The 14,830-nt window shown below is 58.7% G+C and carries 13 protein-coding genes and 1 pseudogene; 3 read left to right on the plus strand and 11 right to left on the minus strand.

Features of this window, described 5'->3' with window-relative positions; all coding sequences use genetic code 11:
- The 10 genes and pseudogenes from IV091_RS13840 to IV091_RS13885 all read right to left on the minus strand — a co-directional run.
- Window positions 1-1,021 (minus strand): annotated as a pseudogene (locus IV091_RS13840) (glutamate synthase subunit alpha); the annotation flags it as partial.
- 181 nt (window positions 1,022-1,202) lie between these two features.
- Complete coding sequence (locus IV091_RS13845) at window positions 1,203-1,904, minus strand: transposase (RefSeq protein ID WP_293469701.1); 702 nt, start codon at window positions 1,902-1,904, stop codon at window positions 1,203-1,205.
- A 178-nt stretch (window positions 1,905-2,082) separates the two neighbouring features.
- Window positions 2,083-3,282, minus strand: a complete 1,200-nt coding sequence (locus IV091_RS13850) for a deoxyguanosinetriphosphate triphosphohydrolase (protein ID WP_293469703.1) — start codon at window positions 3,280-3,282, stop codon at window positions 2,083-2,085.
- Window positions 3,283-3,368: 86 nt separating this feature from the next.
- Complete coding sequence (gene aroB, locus IV091_RS13855; RefSeq protein ID WP_293469705.1) at window positions 3,369-4,487, minus strand: 3-dehydroquinate synthase; 1,119 nt, start codon at window positions 4,485-4,487, stop codon at window positions 3,369-3,371.
- Between the two features lie 37 nt (window positions 4,488-4,524).
- Window positions 4,525-5,052, minus strand: coding sequence for a shikimate kinase (locus IV091_RS13860; protein WP_293469707.1), 528 nt, complete (start codon window positions 5,050-5,052; stop codon window positions 4,525-4,527).
- Window positions 5,053-5,216: 164 nt separating this feature from the next.
- Window positions 5,217-7,373, minus strand: a complete 2,157-nt coding sequence (locus tag IV091_RS13865; protein ID WP_293469709.1) for a type IV pilus secretin PilQ — start codon at window positions 7,371-7,373, stop codon at window positions 5,217-5,219.
- Window positions 7,370-7,921 (minus strand): pilus assembly protein PilP, encoded by a 552-nt coding sequence (locus IV091_RS13870; RefSeq protein ID WP_293469711.1) that lies wholly within the window; start codon window positions 7,919-7,921, stop codon window positions 7,370-7,372. Before IV091_RS13870 ends, IV091_RS13865 begins: the two co-directional genes overlap by 4 nt.
- The gene (locus tag IV091_RS13875; protein WP_293469713.1) at window positions 7,918-8,592 is read right to left on the minus strand and encodes a type 4a pilus biogenesis protein PilO; all 675 of its coding nucleotides are present in this window, start codon (window positions 8,590-8,592) and stop codon (window positions 7,918-7,920) included. The genes IV091_RS13870 and IV091_RS13875 overlap by 4 nt, the downstream gene beginning before the upstream one ends.
- 12 nt (window positions 8,593-8,604) lie before the next feature.
- Window positions 8,605-9,276, minus strand: coding sequence for a PilN domain-containing protein (locus IV091_RS13880; protein WP_293469715.1), 672 nt, complete (start codon window positions 9,274-9,276; stop codon window positions 8,605-8,607).
- Entirely contained in the window at window positions 9,273-10,352 is a 1,080-nt protein-coding gene (locus tag IV091_RS13885) for a pilus assembly protein PilM (RefSeq protein WP_293469725.1), read from the minus strand. The genes IV091_RS13880 and IV091_RS13885 overlap by 4 nt, the downstream gene beginning before the upstream one ends.
- Before the next feature lie 268 nt (window positions 10,353-10,620).
- Here IV091_RS13885 and IV091_RS13890 point away from each other — a divergent pair, with 268 nt between their 5' ends.
- Window positions 10,621-13,035 (plus strand): penicillin-binding protein 1A, encoded by a 2,415-nt coding sequence (locus IV091_RS13890; protein WP_293469717.1) that lies wholly within the window; start codon window positions 10,621-10,623, stop codon window positions 13,033-13,035.
- A gap of 13 nt (window positions 13,036-13,048) precedes the next feature.
- Here IV091_RS13890 and cyaY read toward each other — a convergent pair whose 3' ends face one another.
- On the minus strand, window positions 13,049-13,384 hold the full coding sequence (gene cyaY, locus IV091_RS13895; RefSeq protein ID WP_293469719.1) for an iron donor protein CyaY: 336 nt from the start codon (window positions 13,382-13,384) through the stop codon (window positions 13,049-13,051).
- Window positions 13,385-13,396: 12 nt separating this feature from the next.
- On the opposite strand from cyaY, the gene IV091_RS13900 reads away from it, so the two are divergent.
- Together IV091_RS13900 and lysA are read left to right on the plus strand one after the other, a co-directional pair.
- On the plus strand, window positions 13,397-13,627 hold the full coding sequence (locus IV091_RS13900; RefSeq protein ID WP_293469721.1) for a lipoprotein: 231 nt from the start codon (window positions 13,397-13,399) through the stop codon (window positions 13,625-13,627).
- Window positions 13,624-14,830, plus strand: a 1,207-nt coding sequence (gene lysA / locus IV091_RS13905; protein ID WP_293469723.1) for a diaminopimelate decarboxylase, incomplete at its 3' end; no start/stop codon positions are given. The genes IV091_RS13900 and lysA, both read left to right, overlap by 4 nt.

Here is a 14,830-nt window from a genome sequence, read left to right on the forward strand (position 1 = left end):
GCTCATCCATGGTGGTGTGCTGCTCCCAGGGCTCGGGAATCATCATCATCACGGCTTGGCTGATGGGGTAGCCCGCCATGGTCAGCAGTTCCAGGCAATTGTCAAAGGTGGCGGTGTCGGACTGATCGGCAAAGCTGATCGGGTAGAGCTTTTGCAGGTCGGCGCCCAGCACGGGCGAGGACATCACGCCTTCGCGCGCCTTCATCCAGTTGTAGTTGCCCTTGACGGTGTTGATCTCGCCGTTGTGCGCCACATAGCGGTACGGGTGGGCCAGCGGCCACTCGGGGAAGGTGTTGGTCGAAAAGCGCTGGTGCACCAGGCCCAGGGCGGATACGCAACGGGTGTCGGTCAGGTCCAGGTAGTAGGTGCCAACCTGGTCGGCCAGCAGCAGGCCTTTGTAGACCACGGTGCGGCTGGACATGCTGGGCACGTAATACTCTTTGCTGTGCGTCAGCTTGAGCGCCTGGATGTTGGCGCTGGCGGTCTTGCGGATCACGTAGAGCTTGCGCTCCAGCGCGTCCTGCACGATCACGTCATTGCCGCGGCCAATGAAAATCTGGCGCAGGATGGGTTCTTTTTCGCGCACGGTGGGCGACATCGGCATGTCGCGGTTCACGGGCACATCGCGCCAGCCCAGCAAGACCTGACCTTCGGCCTTCACGGCGCGTTCAAGGACCTGCTCGCAAGCCAGACGCGAGGCATGCTCTTTGGGCAAAAACACCATGCCCACGCCGTATTCGCCGGGTGGCGGCAGACTGACGCCCTGCTTGGCCATTTCTTCGCGGTACAGCGCATCGGGCAGCTGAATCAAAATACCGGCGCCGTCACCCATCAGCTTGTCGGCACCCACCGCACCCCGGTGATCGAGGTTTTCAAGAATCTTCAGGCCTTGCTGAACGATGGCGTGGCTTTTGTGGCCCTTGATGTGCGCCACAAAGCCGACACCGCAGGCGTCATGTTCATTGGCACCGGCATACAAACCGTGTTGTTCAAAATGCTTGATTTCAGCAGCCGTGGTCATGGCAATTCCTCGTCATAAGTTTTTCGCAGGGATGGCAAGCATAGTGCAGTGCAACAATAATGCCAAGCACTTTAATTGGGGTCAGAGTAAAGTTAATTATTCACAAAAATTACTCAAAATTAAATAGGGACACATTAAAAACAATAGCATTCAATTCATACAAAAAGAGCGCCACGACCAATTACAACGAAATCTTAGGCTTGCTGAAGGGGCGTCCGGGCTGCGCTTTGCTAACCCGGCGCGCCGTGCTTTTTTGCAGATCCGCCACAAATTCATCGCTCCCCAGGGCCCAGCCCCCCAGGCTTGAGCGGGTCAGCGCGTCCTGCTGCGCGGGGGTGATGCCGGCACGCACCAATTCGGCGTAGGCCGCTTCGCGCGCGAAAGGGGTATTGCCGAGTTGCCAGAACAGGGGATGCGGGGTCAGCAACTTGTCGGTGCGCATGCCCACATAATGGCCATGGCTGGACCAGGGGTAGTCGCGTGCGTCTTTCACCAGTCCGGCGCGCACGGGGTTGAGGTCGATATAGGCCATGCAGGCCATCAGGTAGCGATCTGCTTGCAGCACGGTAGAGCGATAACGGCCTTCCCACAAGGTGCCAGAGCGGCCATGGCGGTCATTGAAATAGCGCACATACCCGCGGCCGACGGCTTGCATCATCTGCGGCAGACCGCCATCGCTGGTGGGGGTGGCCAGCAAATGAAAGTGATTGGCCATCAGCACGTAGGCATGCATGGCCACGCCAAATTTCAGGGCGCTTTCTTCAAGCAGGCCCAGCATGACCGGGTAGTCGGCGGCAGACAGAAAAATGGACTGCCGGTTATTGCCGCGCTGGATGACATGGTGGGGATAACCGGGAAGCGTGAGGCGGGGAAGACGGGCCATGGGGTGCGGTGCCTGAAGTTTGGATGATGGTAATTGCAATCCCCTCACCGTTGTAGATGGTCAGAAAAATGCTATTTAATTAATAGCAATATCCCCTCTACTTTATTGAGCTATAGGCATATTTCATCAATAAACCTCTGCGTACGGACAGAAAGCGGATCACCCCTGCCAAGGGCCTTCAGACCGGAAACACCACGCGGCCCTTCAAGCGTTCATGCTCCTTCGCGGCAAAGCGGTCGGTCATGCCCGCGATGTAGTCAGCCACCACGCGTTCAGGCTTGGCGCCAGCGGCGTGCGGCGTATCTATTCCGTCAAAACGGTCAATATGGGCCTGAGGCATTTGGGCCGGGTCACTCATATAGGCCTCGAACAGATCGCGCACGACCTGCCGGGCCGCTTGCGTGGTTTGGACGACTTGCGGGTGACGGTATAGATTTTGTAGCAGGAAGCGTTTGAGCGCTGCGGACTGCAAGGCCATCTCCGCAGAAAAACAGACCAGCGGCGAATGCTGCCGCACAGCCTGAACATCCGGCGGTGTTGCATCGTGCAAGGCCTGTTGCGTGGCCGCTATCACGTCATACACCTGCGCACTGAGCATGCGCCGTATGGTTTCAAACAGCAGCCGCCGGCCCTGTAGCGCCGGGTAGGCCACGATTGTTTCGCGGCGGTATTGGCTGAACAGCGCCACGCCCTCGAGTTGCGCCATATCAAGCAGACCTGACCGGACACCATCGTCAATATCGTGGGCGTTATAAGCAATTTCGTCGGCGAGGTTGGCCAGTTGGGCTTCCAGGCTGGGCTGCTGACCGCCGCTGCCCTCAGGCGTCGCAGAGAGAAAGCGACTCGCCACGCCGCCGGGTTCACGCGCCTCAATGTGCCGGGCATTTCGGCGTGAGCAGTGCTTGAGGATGCCTTCGCGCGTCTCGAACGTCAGGTTCAGGCCGTTGTAGGCCGGGTAGCGCTCTTCCAGCGCGTCGACAACGCGCAGGCTTTGCAGGTTGTGCTCAAAACCGGCGCTGTCCGGGTGGTGGGTTTGAAGGCAACCGTTCAGTGCGTCCTGGCCGGCATGCCCAAACGGCGTGTGGCCCAAGTCGTGCGCCAGTGCGATGGCCTCGACCAGGTCTTCATTGAGTTGCAAGGTCCGGGCAATGGAACGCCCCAGCTGCGCTACCTCCAGCGAATGCGTCAGCCGGGTACGGAACAGGTCCCCTTCATGGTTCAAAAACACCTGGGTCTTGTACACCAGGCGGCGAAACGCCGTCGAATGCACAATCCGGTCACGGTCGCGCTGAAACTCGGAGCGCGTCGGCGCGACCGGTTCGGGGATGCGGCGGCCGCGCGACCGGGCCGGGTCGCAGGCATAAACGGCCAAGGTCATGATTTATGCATTAAATGTGGCTCTAGCCCAATGAATACGGTGAGTAGAAGCTATTAAATTCATAGTCTACTCAATCTGTCTACGGCTCAGGCGCAGCAGGCATCAATGACTTCGCGCACCAGCGCATCAGGCGCAGCGCGCACCGCCGCCCGGCCCGGCCCATCAATCACTACAAAGCGAATTTCGCCAGCCTCGGATTTTTTATCAATGCGCATGAGGTCGAGGTAGCGGCCCGCGTTGTCGGTGGCGGACAGCACCGGACCCTTGACCGGGAGCCCGGCCCGCTCAATCAGCCGCGTCAGCCGCGTCACAAACGACAAGTCGACCAGGCCCAGACGCTGCGACAAATGCGCCGCCATCACCATGCCGCACCCAACGCCCTCGCCGTGCAGCCAAGCGCCATAGCCCAGCCCGGACTCGATCGCGTGGCCAAAGGTGTGGCCAAAATTCAGGATCGCCCGCAAACCCGACTCGCGCTCGTCCTGGCCCACCACTGCGGCCTTGATCTCGCAACTGCGCTGAATGGCATGCGCCAGCGCAGCAGAGTCTTTGGCCAGCAGCGCATCAAGATTGCTTTCAATCCAGTCAAGAAATGCCATGTCGGCAATCGGCCCGTACTTGATGACCTCGGCCAGCCCGGCACGCAGTTCACGGGCTGGCAGCGTAACCAGCACGTCCAAGTCGCAGATGACCAGCAGGGGCTGATAGAACGCCCCAATCATGTTTTTGCCCAGCGGGTGGTTGATGGCGGTTTTTCCGCCCACGGACGAATCCACCTGCGCCAGCAGCGTGGTGGGCACCTGCACAAACGGCACGCCGCGCATGTAGCTGGCGGCGGCAAAACCGGTCATGTCGCCCACCACCCCACCGCCCAGCGCAAACAGCACGGTCTTGCGGTCACAGCCGTTTTGCAGCAGCGCATCAAAAATCAGCTGAAGGGTCTGCCAATCCTTGTAGGCCTCGCCGTCGGGCAAGGTCAGCAGCAGCACCTTGGCGTAATGTGCCTCCAGCGCTTGCGTCAGCTGCGCCGCATACAGCGGGGCCACCTTGGTATTGGACACCACCAGCGCAGTGGCCGCCTTCGGAAGCTGCTGGTACGTGAGCGACTGGCCCAGCAACTGGCTGCCAATCAGGATGGAATAGCTGCGCTCGGCCAGATTAATCTGGACCTGCGCCGTGGTGGAAGAAGAAGAATTTACGGGCATCAGGCAAGTGTAGAGGCACTCGCGCACCAGGCACCGGCTACGGCGGAGCAGGAATCACGCCTGCCAGCTCCAATTGCATGATGATCATGTTGACCAGGGTCGCCACCGAAGGGCGGCCGGTTTCAATTACAAAGTGCGCGGTCTCCCGGTACAGCGGGTCACGTGCCTGGTAAAGATCACGCAAGCGGGCCAGTGGATCCGCCACCTGCAGCAGCGGCCGGCTCTGGTCGTGGCGCAAGCGGCGAAACACCTCTTCCGGGGAGGAATGCAGGTAAATCACCTGCTCCCGCGCATGCAGATGCTCACGGTTGGCCTGGCGCAACACGGCGCCACCACCGGTAGACAGCACGCCGCCAGGCTGACGCGTCAACGCATCCAGCACCGACTCCTCGACGTCGCGAAAACGCTCCTCCCCCTCACGCTCGAAGTACTGGCGGATGGAACAGCCCAGCCGCTCTTCGATCGCGTGATCGGAGTCCACGAAAGGCAGCTGCAGGCGCCGGGCGAGTTGCCGACCTACGGTGGATTTACCGGATCCCGGCAACCCCACGCACGCGATTTTCAACGGGTTCGAATTCACTTGAAGTTAGGGTCTAGGTGGACTTCGGTCATCAGCGAAGCAAAACAACACCACCGAGAACGGCGTGGCGGAACGAATGGCGGCGGAAGACTTAACCCTGAGTCTAGCGCCTGCATGCGCGATCGGCATGCAGTCCCGCCAAACTTTGCTTAGCGAAGTGCCGCTCCGCTCGTAAGCACTCTGGGCGTAATGAAAACCAGCAATTCAGACTTCGTGGCCGTCCGGGTCTTGGTTTTGAACAAATTGCCGATGCCAGGCAAGTCACCCAGCAGTGGCACCTTGGTCACGTCCTCCCTGTCATTCTGCTCAAAGATGCCACCAATCACAACCGTTCCACCATTTTCGACCAATACCTGGGTCTGGATGTGTTTGGTGTCGATGGCAAAACCATTGGCCGTAGAGCGGCCAACGCTGTCCTTGTTGACATCCACGTTAAGGATGATATTTCCCTCAGGCGTAATCTGCGGCGTCACCTCCAGCTTCAGGTTAGCTTTACGGAAAGCAATCGAAGTGGCACCGCTTGAGGTGGCTTGCTGGTAAGGGAGTTCCGTGCCCTGCTCAATCAAAGCCTTGACCTGATCGGCCGTCACGATGCGGGGGCTGGAGACGATTTTTCCTTTACCGTCCGCTTCCGCAGCTGAAATTTCAAGGTTCAACAGCCGGGTTACCGAAGAACTGAAGAGCGACACGGCAAAAGTGGCAGCCCCGTAGCCGTTTTGACCTACGCCTGGCAAATTTACAAAATCTCCGGCGCTGGTGCCAAAATTACTGCCCCGGACAGCTGGATTATCAGCCGTGATATCTGGGGCGATATAGCTGCTTCCAAACATGGAATTGCGGTTTCCGTTCACACTGAAGGGTCTGCCGCCTAGCCTGACGCCCAAAGATTTTCCGAAGGTGTCCGTGGCTTCCACGATGCGGGCTTCTATCAGCACCTGCCGAACGGCGATGTCAAGTTTGGCAATCAGCTGCTGCACCTGCTCCAGCTTGGAAGGAATATCCGTGACAAACAGCTGGTTGGTCCGCGGCTCGGAAATCACGCTGCCGCGGCTGGACAAAATACGGGCGCTGGCAGGACCGCTGCCGGCCGCAGTCAGTTGCACCCCGATATCGGCGGCTTTTGCGTAATTGACCTGGAAAGATTGCGTGCGAACGGCTTCGAGGCCCTGCAAGGCATTTCGCGATTCCAGGTCTTGCTTGTCTTTGGCTGCGAGTTCGTCCTTGGGTGCGATCAGCAGGACGTTGCCCGCTTTGCGCATACCCAAGCCTTTGGCCTGCAAAATAATATCCAGCGCCTGGTCCCAGGGCACGTCTTTCAAGCGCAAAGTTACTGCGCCTGTGACCGTGTCCGAGGTCACCACGTTAAAGTTGGTGAAATCAGCGATGACCTGCAAAAGCGAGCGAATTTCAATGTTCTGAAAGTTCAGCGACAGCTTCTCACCATTGAAGCCCGAGCCTTTCGTCAATTTGCTCTCGTCGTTCTTCTGCGCACGCACTTCAAGTACCAACTGGTTATCGCTCTGGTAGGCGCTGTGTTCCCACTGACCTCTGGGCTCAATCACCATGCGTACCTTGTCGCCGGTTTGAAAGGTGGTAACGGTTTGAACCGGGGTGCCAAAATCCGACACATCCAGGCGGCGGCGCAGCCCTTCAGGCAACGCGGTTTTCAGAAACTCGACCACCAGCGTCTGGCCTTGCTGGCGGATATCGACGCCAACCTGGTTATTGGCGAGCCCAACCACGATACGACCCGAACTGTCAGTGCCGCGGCGAAAGTCGATATCCTTGAGCGGCAGCGTGTCGCGGTTGCGGCTCTCCGCAAATACCGGCGCCGCGGCAACGGACGGGGCCGCCAGGGCGGGCAAGTCCAGGATGATCAACAAGGACTTCCCCTGAATCTCGGCCTTATAGGTCGCGGCCGACTTCAGGTTGAGTACCACCCGGGTTCGATCGCCGGACTGGACCACGTTCACCGAACGAAGGTTGCCGAGATTGAGATCAACGGCCGACCGCCCCATGGCGTTGCTGACCCCCGGAAAGTCGAGCGCGATGCGCGCTGGCGTTTGTATGCTAAACCCGGCGGGGAGCGCCGGCAACGCCTCTGCCAGATCGATGCGGATCACTTCGGAGCCGCCCTGAACCGAGCCGGAAACCGACTGGATGGCGTTTTGTGCCTGCGCAACCAGGGGAATGGAGCCGACAAGGATGGCAAAGCCAAGCGACGTGCCGCGCAACAGCTTTCCAATCAACCGAAGGAAGCCGCCGTGCGCCGCCTCCAACTTGGTGGTTTCTGTTTGCTGGTTCATTTTGATCCCTCTGTAAGCTGTAATGTGGCCGTGCGCTCTATCCATTCGCCTGCGGCGTCCTGGACGATTTCACGCAAGGCAATGCTGGTTTCGGTCACCTTGGTGACCCGCCCATAGTTTTGGCCAAGATAATTTCCGGCACGAACCTGATAAACCAGGTTATCTACCCGAACCAGTGCTATTGGCTGGCCGGCTTTGGTCAGACTGCCAACCATGGCAACAGCATCCAGAGGGGACGACTCCAGCGGTTCTTTGCGTCGGTTGAGCTCCGGCGCTATCAAGCCCTCGTTGGAGGTCAACTGGTTGGCGTCGCGCTTTAGGGCTTGAACCAGTTTTTGTTTGCTGAACGGCTCTATCTGGCTGTCCTGACCATAGGCTTGGGGCGAAAATTTGCCGGGTTCCTGCAAGGGCTCCACCTTGGGACGCGTCGAGTTCCGCTGTTCCGTCATCCACTGCTGCAGCTCCTCCTGTCCCGATACGCCGCAGCCGGCCATTGAAAACAGGACCAGAGCGAGACCGGCCACCAGGCGGTAAGGTGTGGGCCTCATTTTTTTGCTCCTTTGGCGGGCGCGCTCTTGCGCTGCAAGGCAATCTCTTCCTCGTCCAGGTAGCGAAAGGTCTTGGCGGTGGTATCCATGACCAGATTACCGTCCTTGCCCGCATCAATACGCATGTTGTTAAGCGTGACGATCCGGGAAAGATTGGCAATATCGGCCGCAAAAGCACCCATGTCGTGGTAGCGCCCCGTCACCCGAACGGCGATGGGCAGCTCCGCGTAGTAATCCTTCACGCTGACCTGCCCCGGCCGAAACAACTCAAACTGCAGGCTGCGACCGAGGCCGGCCTGGTTGATATCCGAAAGTAATGCGTCCATTTCAGCCTTGCTGGGCAGTTGCTTTTCCAGCTGAACAACGTACTGCTGGACCTGCTCGCGCTGCCTCTTCAGCGCCTCCAGGTTCACCGCCTGCTTCAGCTTTTTCTTGTAATCTTCCTTAAGTTGAACCTCATCTGCTTTTGCTGCGGTCAACTCTGCATCAGAAGTGTTCAGCCAGGAAAACCAAAGGGCCACGACAACAAAGGCCGTGACGGCAAGGCACAGAAGATAGCGCGGCAACGCGGGCCATGAAGGAGGATCATTCGGATCCAGGCCGCTGAACTGGGCCTGCAGCTTGCTCTTGATATCGGCGAAGCCAATAGAGGGTTTTGGAATATTTGCCATGATCCGTCTTGTTCAAACCGGGGCCACGCTGGTCGGCGCCGGGGTGAGCGCGTCAACGCGGGCCATGGTTGCGGCAGGCGCTGCCATGGAACTCAATGCCGCAGGACTCGCAGGTTTCCGGTCACTGGCCCGCTTCAGCGTCACCCGCATGGAAAAATTCGACACCCTTCGCTGGTCACGCTGACTGACGGCTACTGTGCCGGCAGTGATTTCGACCAATTCGGGCTTGGTGAGCCAAGGGCTGTTGTTGGCCAAATTACGCAAAAGTTCGGAGACCCGCTCATTGGACTGGGCCACGCCAGTGATCAGCACGGCCTGATCGTCCTGCTTCATGCTGTTGATGTACACGCCGTCGGGCAGTTGCTTGACCAACTCGCTCAGCAGGTACACCGGCATATTCCTGTTGCCCTGCAAATCTTCCACCGCCATTTGCCGTGCCTTGAGCGCGGCAATTTCTGCCTGCAAGGTCGCGATGTCCTTGATTTGCGTTTCCAGGTTGGTAATCTCTGTTTTTAGAAAGGCGTTCCTGGCCTGCTGATTTTCAATCTGAGCCGCATACCAGGAATACACAGCGCCGGAAATCAGTCCGCCAACCAGTACGGCCATGCCCAGCGTCGCAAAAAACACCTCGCGCCGGTGTTTGCGCGCAGCCTCCCGGTGCGGGAGCAGATTAATTAAAATCACTGCATGAACCTCCGCAACGCCAAGCCGCAAGAGGTCAAATAAGAAGATGCTTCACGCCGCATTTTGCTTTCCCTCACTTTTTCGCCTATCTCCATGCTCTCGAACGGATCGGCAAGCAGACATGTAAACGACGTTTGCAGGGTAACGGAGTCCGTCAGACCGGACAGTGCGGATGAACCGCCCGCCAGCATCACATAGTCCACCTTGTTATGCGGTGTACTGGTGAAGAAAAACTGGAGTGCCCTGCCAATCTCCTGCGTCAGGCTGTCGACAAAAGGCTTGAGCACGGCTGAACCGTAGTCATCCGGCAAATCGCCGCTGCGCTTTTTGTTCTCGGCCTCCTCGGGCGAAAAGCCATACTGACGAACGATCAGTTGCGTCAATTGCGCGCCGCCAAAGGCCTGATCTCGCTCATACAAGACTTCATCATTGCGGAGTACCTGCATGCTGGTGGTCAGGGCGCCAACCTCAAACAGGGCCACCAGGGTATCGAGGCCCTTGTTGGGCAGATGCTCGATCAACCTTGAAGTTGCCAGCCGCGAAGCGTAAGACTCGACATCGACCACGATGGGCTTGAGCCCCGCCGCTTCCGCAAGATCTTGCCTGTCCTGCACTTTTTCCTTGCGTGAAGCGGCGATCAGCACTTCCACGTCGCCATTCGATGTGGCACTAGGCCCGAGCACACAAAAATCCAGGCTGACTTCGTCGAGTGAGAAGGGAATGTATTGATTCGCCTCCGACTCAACCTGAATTTCCAGCTCGGCATCACTCATGCCACCGGGCAAGATGATTTTTTTGGTAATAACTGCCGAGGCGGGCAGCGCCATGGCGACGTTTCGCGTGCGCGTTCCGCTCTTTTTAACCAGGCGGCGCACGGCCTCGGCAACTTCATCGAATTTCTCGACATTGCCATCCGTGATCCAGCCATGCGCAAGCGGCTCAATCGCGCACCGGTCAAGCACCAGATTGCCAGCCTTGTCACGGCTCAACTCCACCAGCTTGACGCTGGACGAACTGATGTCAATCCCCAGCAAGGCTGGCTGTTGACGGTTGAATAACGATCCCAAAGAGATCAAGGCGGCCCCCAAAAGATGGCTAATTTGTAGCCCTGCATACTTAAGAAATCGCTTGAATGGTAGCAGCAAGCTTATTGTGTTGTATGGCTTTTTCCAGCTTCCAGCACCCTGAATGTTGTCAAAATAAGACGATACAAATCCGTCTGACACCCCTAAATTAGTGTAAACCCGGGCCAACAAGTGTAAAAATATGCTCTTTCCGGCGCGACCTGATACGTCCGGATGCACCGATTTTCTGCAACGCTGGCAGGCCTTTAAGATAGGCTCCATGTCCTACAAGCCTTCTGCATCCAAGCCGTCCGACTCAAGCCCCAGCCATGCAAAGCCGCTTTCGTGGCAGCGTTGGCTTGCCAGAATCTTTTTGTGGGGCATGGGACTCACGCTTGCGGGCGTGGTCGCCGGGGTTCTTTTTCTGACCGTGGCGCTGTCAGTCGCCTACCCCAATCTTCCGGATATATCGGACTTGTCAGACTATCGGCCCAAACTTCCGCTGCGCGTTTTCTCGGAAGACGGCGTGATGATTGGCGAGTTCGGCGAAGAGCGCCGCAGACTCACCCCGATCCAGGATATTCCCAAGGTCATGAAAGACGCGGTGCTGGCGATTGAGGACGCCCGTTTCTTCTCGCATGGGGGCGTTGACTACATCGGTGTCATACGTGCCGGCCTGGCCAATGTGGGCCGCGCCAAAAGCCAGGGCGCCTCCACCATCACCATGCAGGTCGCCCGCAACGTCTATCTTTCCGCCGAAAAAAGCTACACCCGAAAAATTTATGAAATCCTGCTGACCTTCAAGCTGGAACACTTGCTGACCAAGAACCAGATTCTGGAGATCTACATGAACCAGATTTTTCTGGGGAACCGGGCTTACGGCTTTGCGGCCGCATCGGAGGGCTACTTCGGCAAGCCGCTCAAGGACATTTCAATCGCCGAAGCAGCCATGCTGGCCGGGTTGCCGAAAGCGCCTTCCGCTTACAACCCCATCGTTAACCCGAAACGCGCCAAAGCCCGCCAGTTGTACGTCATTGACCGCATGGAAGAAAACGGGTTCATCACACACGCGCAGGCACTGGCCGCCAAAGAGGAGGAACTCAAGATACGCAGCGGTACGGACGCAGGACGTGTGCATGCCGAATACGTGGCGGAAACCGTGCGCCAACTGGTCTACAACCAGTATGGCGACGAAACCTATACGCGCGGACTCAATGTCACGACGACCTTGCGCGCCACCGACCAGACGGTGGCCTACAAGGCCTTGCGCAAAGGCATCATGGACTACGAGCGCCGGCAAATTTATCGGGGGCCTGAAAAATTCATCGATCTGCCCAGCAATCCGCAGGAAATGGAAGATGCGATTGACGACGCGCTGGCCGACAACCCCGACAACGGCGACGTGATGTCTGCCGTGGTGCTGGAGGCAAACCCGAAGCAGATTCTTGCCATGCGCCGAAACAGCGAAGCCATTGAAATCACGGGTGACGGCCTCAAACCCGCACAGTCCGGGCTGGCGGCCAAAGCCGGCCCCAACATCAAAATTCGCCGCGGCGCCCTGATACGGGTAGCCAAAACACCGAAGAACACCTGGGAAATTACCCAACTGCCTGAAGTTGAGGGGGCCTTTGTGGCCTTGGACCCACGCGACGGTGCCATCCGTGCGCTGGTCGGCGGCTTTGATTTTCAGAAAAACAAATTCAACCACGTCACCCAGGCCTGGCGTCAGCCGGGCTCCAGCTTCAAGCCTTTCATCTACTCGGCAGCGCTGGAAAAGGGTTTTACCCCGGCCACGGTGGTGAATGACGCGCCGCTGTTTTTCGACGCCGGCGTGACGGGCGGCCAACCCTGGGAGCCGAAGAACTATGACGGCGAATTCGCAGGGCCCATGAGCTTGCGAACCGGCCTGAAAAAATCAAAAAACATGGTTTCCATCCGCATCCTCCAGGCCATTGGCGCACCCTACGCACAAAACTGGATCACGCGTTTTGGCTTCGACGCAGACAAGCACCCGGCCTACCTGACCATGGCGCTGGGCGCCGGTTCGGTCACGCCGATGCAGATGGTGACCGGGTATTCGGTGTTTGCCAACGGCGGCTACCGCGTCAACCCTCGCCTGATCACCAAAATCACCGATCACCGTGGCCATGTTTTACTGGAGACCCAGGCGCCCGCGCTGGACGAGTCGGCCAGAACGATTGATGCGCGCAACGCCTTCATCATGGACAGCCTGCTGCAGGAGGTTGCACGCTCAGGCACGGCCGCGAAGGCGCAAGCGATGCTCAAGCGTCCTGATATTTTTGGCAAAACCGGCACGACCAACGACTCGATAGACACCTGGTTTGTGGGATTTCAGCCCACGCTCGCGGCAGCGGTCTGGATGGGCTACGACACCCCCAAGAAGCTCGGAGACCGCGAGACAGGTGGCGGCTTGAGTCTTCCGATCTGGATCAACTTCATGGACTACGCGCTCAAGGACGTGCCCGTCACCGAGTACCCAGCCCCCGAAGGCGTGGTGAACGTCAATGGTGAGTGGTATTACAACGAATACGCCAAGGCGACGGGTGTCAGCAGTGTGGGTTCACAAGATGCAGCGGCGGCCAGCCCAAGTCAGCCAGCCAAATCAGGTGGCGCCATCGATGTACTGCCGCCTTCTGATGAAAAGAAACGGATACTTGATCTGTTCAAGAACTGAGCCGTGCGGGACCTCAGTCTGTCGCCTTGAACACCAGCGTCTGACCAGCCTGTTCGCTGGCGTAACGCGACAAATTGGCAAAAAACTCGCTGGCGTCCTTGGTATCTTGCCACTGGGCGTTGTTGAATTTGTAGTGAAATCCGCCCGCTTTGGCGGCCATCCAGATTTCCTGCAGCGGTTTTTGCAGATTGATGATGATCTGGCTGCGGTTTGAAAATGTCAGCGTGATCATGCCACCCGTGCGCTGGTTGTCGACATCCGCATCGGTCTCATCGTTGATCCGGTCGCACGCGCTCTCTATGGCCTTGAGCGCGCGCTCAGCCAAGTCCTGGTATTCAAGGTCCGTCATTACAATCCTGTTATGGTTTTTTCAATCCAAATTTTAGGCCGCCTTCACGCGCTGACCCGGCGGCATGGCCTTGTTGTGCTGGTGGCAGGTGCGGCAACGCTGGCTGGATGCGGACAGAAAGGCCCCCTTTTTCTGCCGGTGCCGCCTGTCGTTCCGGCTGCGGCTACGGCTACGGCTACGCCTGTTACCACCCCTGCAAATCCGGCCCCAACACCGGCCTCCCCTGCCTCTGCACCTCCATGAACCCTCCTGTGAACCCCGTGGCATCAGCCGAACTTCCCGGTCATCCTTTTGTAGCCTATCGTGATGACGCGCTTCACGTTGAAGATGTGGCGCTCTCTGCGCTCGCCCAGACGCATGGCACACCGCTTTTTGTGTATTCCAAAGCGGCCATGCTGTCGGCCCTGGCGGCTTACCAGCGCGGATTTGCGGGTCGCGATGCGCAGATCTGCTACGCCATGAAGGCCAACTCCTCGCTCGGCGTGCTGCAGGTATTTGCCCAGGCCGGTTGCGGCTTTGACATCGTTTCTGGCGGCGAACTGGCGCGCGTGCTGGCGGCTGGCGGCGATGCCCGGAAAATAATTTTCTCCGGCGTCGGCAAGACGCGAGCCGAGATGCGCCAGGCGCTCACCGCCGGGATTGGCTGTTTCAATGTCGAAAGCGAAGCGGAGCTGGACGTACTCTCCGGCGTGGCCAGCGCGATGAACTTGCGCGCACCAGTCAGCATCCGCGTCAATCCGAACGTCGACCCCAAGACCCATCCCTATATTTCCACGGGCCTGAAGGGCAACAAGTTCGGTGTCGCCCACGAAGACGCCCTGCGCCTCTACCAGCACGCCGCGTCGCTCCAGGGTCTGCAGGTCGTCGGCATCGACTGCCATATCGGCTCGCAAATCACCGAGTCCACGCCCTACCTGGATGCCATGGACCGGGTGCTGGATCTGGTGGCTGCCATTGAAGCGGCAGGCATCCCGCTCGCGCACATTGATTTTGGTGGCGGGCTGGGCATCAATTACAACGACGACACGCCGCCCGCAGCCGACGATCTGTGGCGGCAACTTCTCGCCAAACTGGATGCGCGCGGCTACGGCGGCAAAAAGCTGATGATCGAGCCCGGCCGCTCGCTGGTCGGCAATGCCGGCGTCTGCCTGACCGAGGTGCTCTATCTCAAGCCGGGCGAGCAAAAGAGTTTTTGCATCATTGATGCCGCCATGAACGACTTGCCACGCCCGTCGCTGTATCAGGCGTTCCATGCCATCGTGCCAGTCGACCTGAAAGCCAGGCAGGCTGCGGAGGCCACGTACGACGTGGTGGGTCCGGTCTGTGAAAGCGGTGACTGGATTGGCCGTGACCGCGTTCTGCAGGTGGCAGCGGGCGAGCATTTGGCGGTACTGTCAGCGGGCGCTTACTGCATGAGCATGGCCAGCAACTACAACACGCGCGGCC

Origin of the sequence: Polaromonas sp. (assembly GCF_018780625.1) — a bacterium.
GTDB lineage: Bacteria > Pseudomonadota > Gammaproteobacteria > Burkholderiales > Burkholderiaceae_C > Polaromonas.

Bases quoted from the DNA above. Each gene is read 5' to 3' on its own strand.
- IV091_RS13845 (WP_293469701.1), bottom strand. From the start codon at position 1,904: ATGGCCCGTCTTCCCCGCCTCACGCTTCCCGGTTATCCCCACCATGTC.
- IV091_RS13850 (WP_293469703.1), bottom strand. From the start codon at position 3,282: ATGACCTTGGCCGTTTATGCCTGCGACCCGGCCCGGTCGCGCGGCCGC.
- aroB (WP_293469705.1), bottom strand. From the start codon at position 4,487: ATGCCCGTAAATTCTTCTTCTTCCACCACGGCGCAGGTCCAGATTAAT.
- IV091_RS13865 (WP_293469709.1), bottom strand. From the start codon at position 7,373: ATGAACCAGCAAACAGAAACCACCAAGTTGGAGGCGGCGCACGGCGGC.
- IV091_RS13870 (WP_293469711.1), bottom strand. From the start codon at position 7,921: ATGAGGCCCACACCTTACCGCCTGGTGGCCGGTCTCGCTCTGGTCCTG.
- IV091_RS13875 (WP_293469713.1), bottom strand. From the start codon at position 8,592: ATGGCAAATATTCCAAAACCCTCTATTGGCTTCGCCGATATCAAGAGC.
- IV091_RS13890 (WP_293469717.1), top strand. From the start codon at position 10,621: ATGTCCTACAAGCCTTCTGCATCCAAGCCGTCCGACTCAAGCCCCAGC.
- cyaY (WP_293469719.1), bottom strand. From the start codon at position 13,384: ATGACGGACCTTGAATACCAGGACTTGGCTGAGCGCGCGCTCAAGGCC.
- IV091_RS13900 (WP_293469721.1), top strand. From the start codon at position 13,397: ATGGTTTTTTCAATCCAAATTTTAGGCCGCCTTCACGCGCTGACCCGG.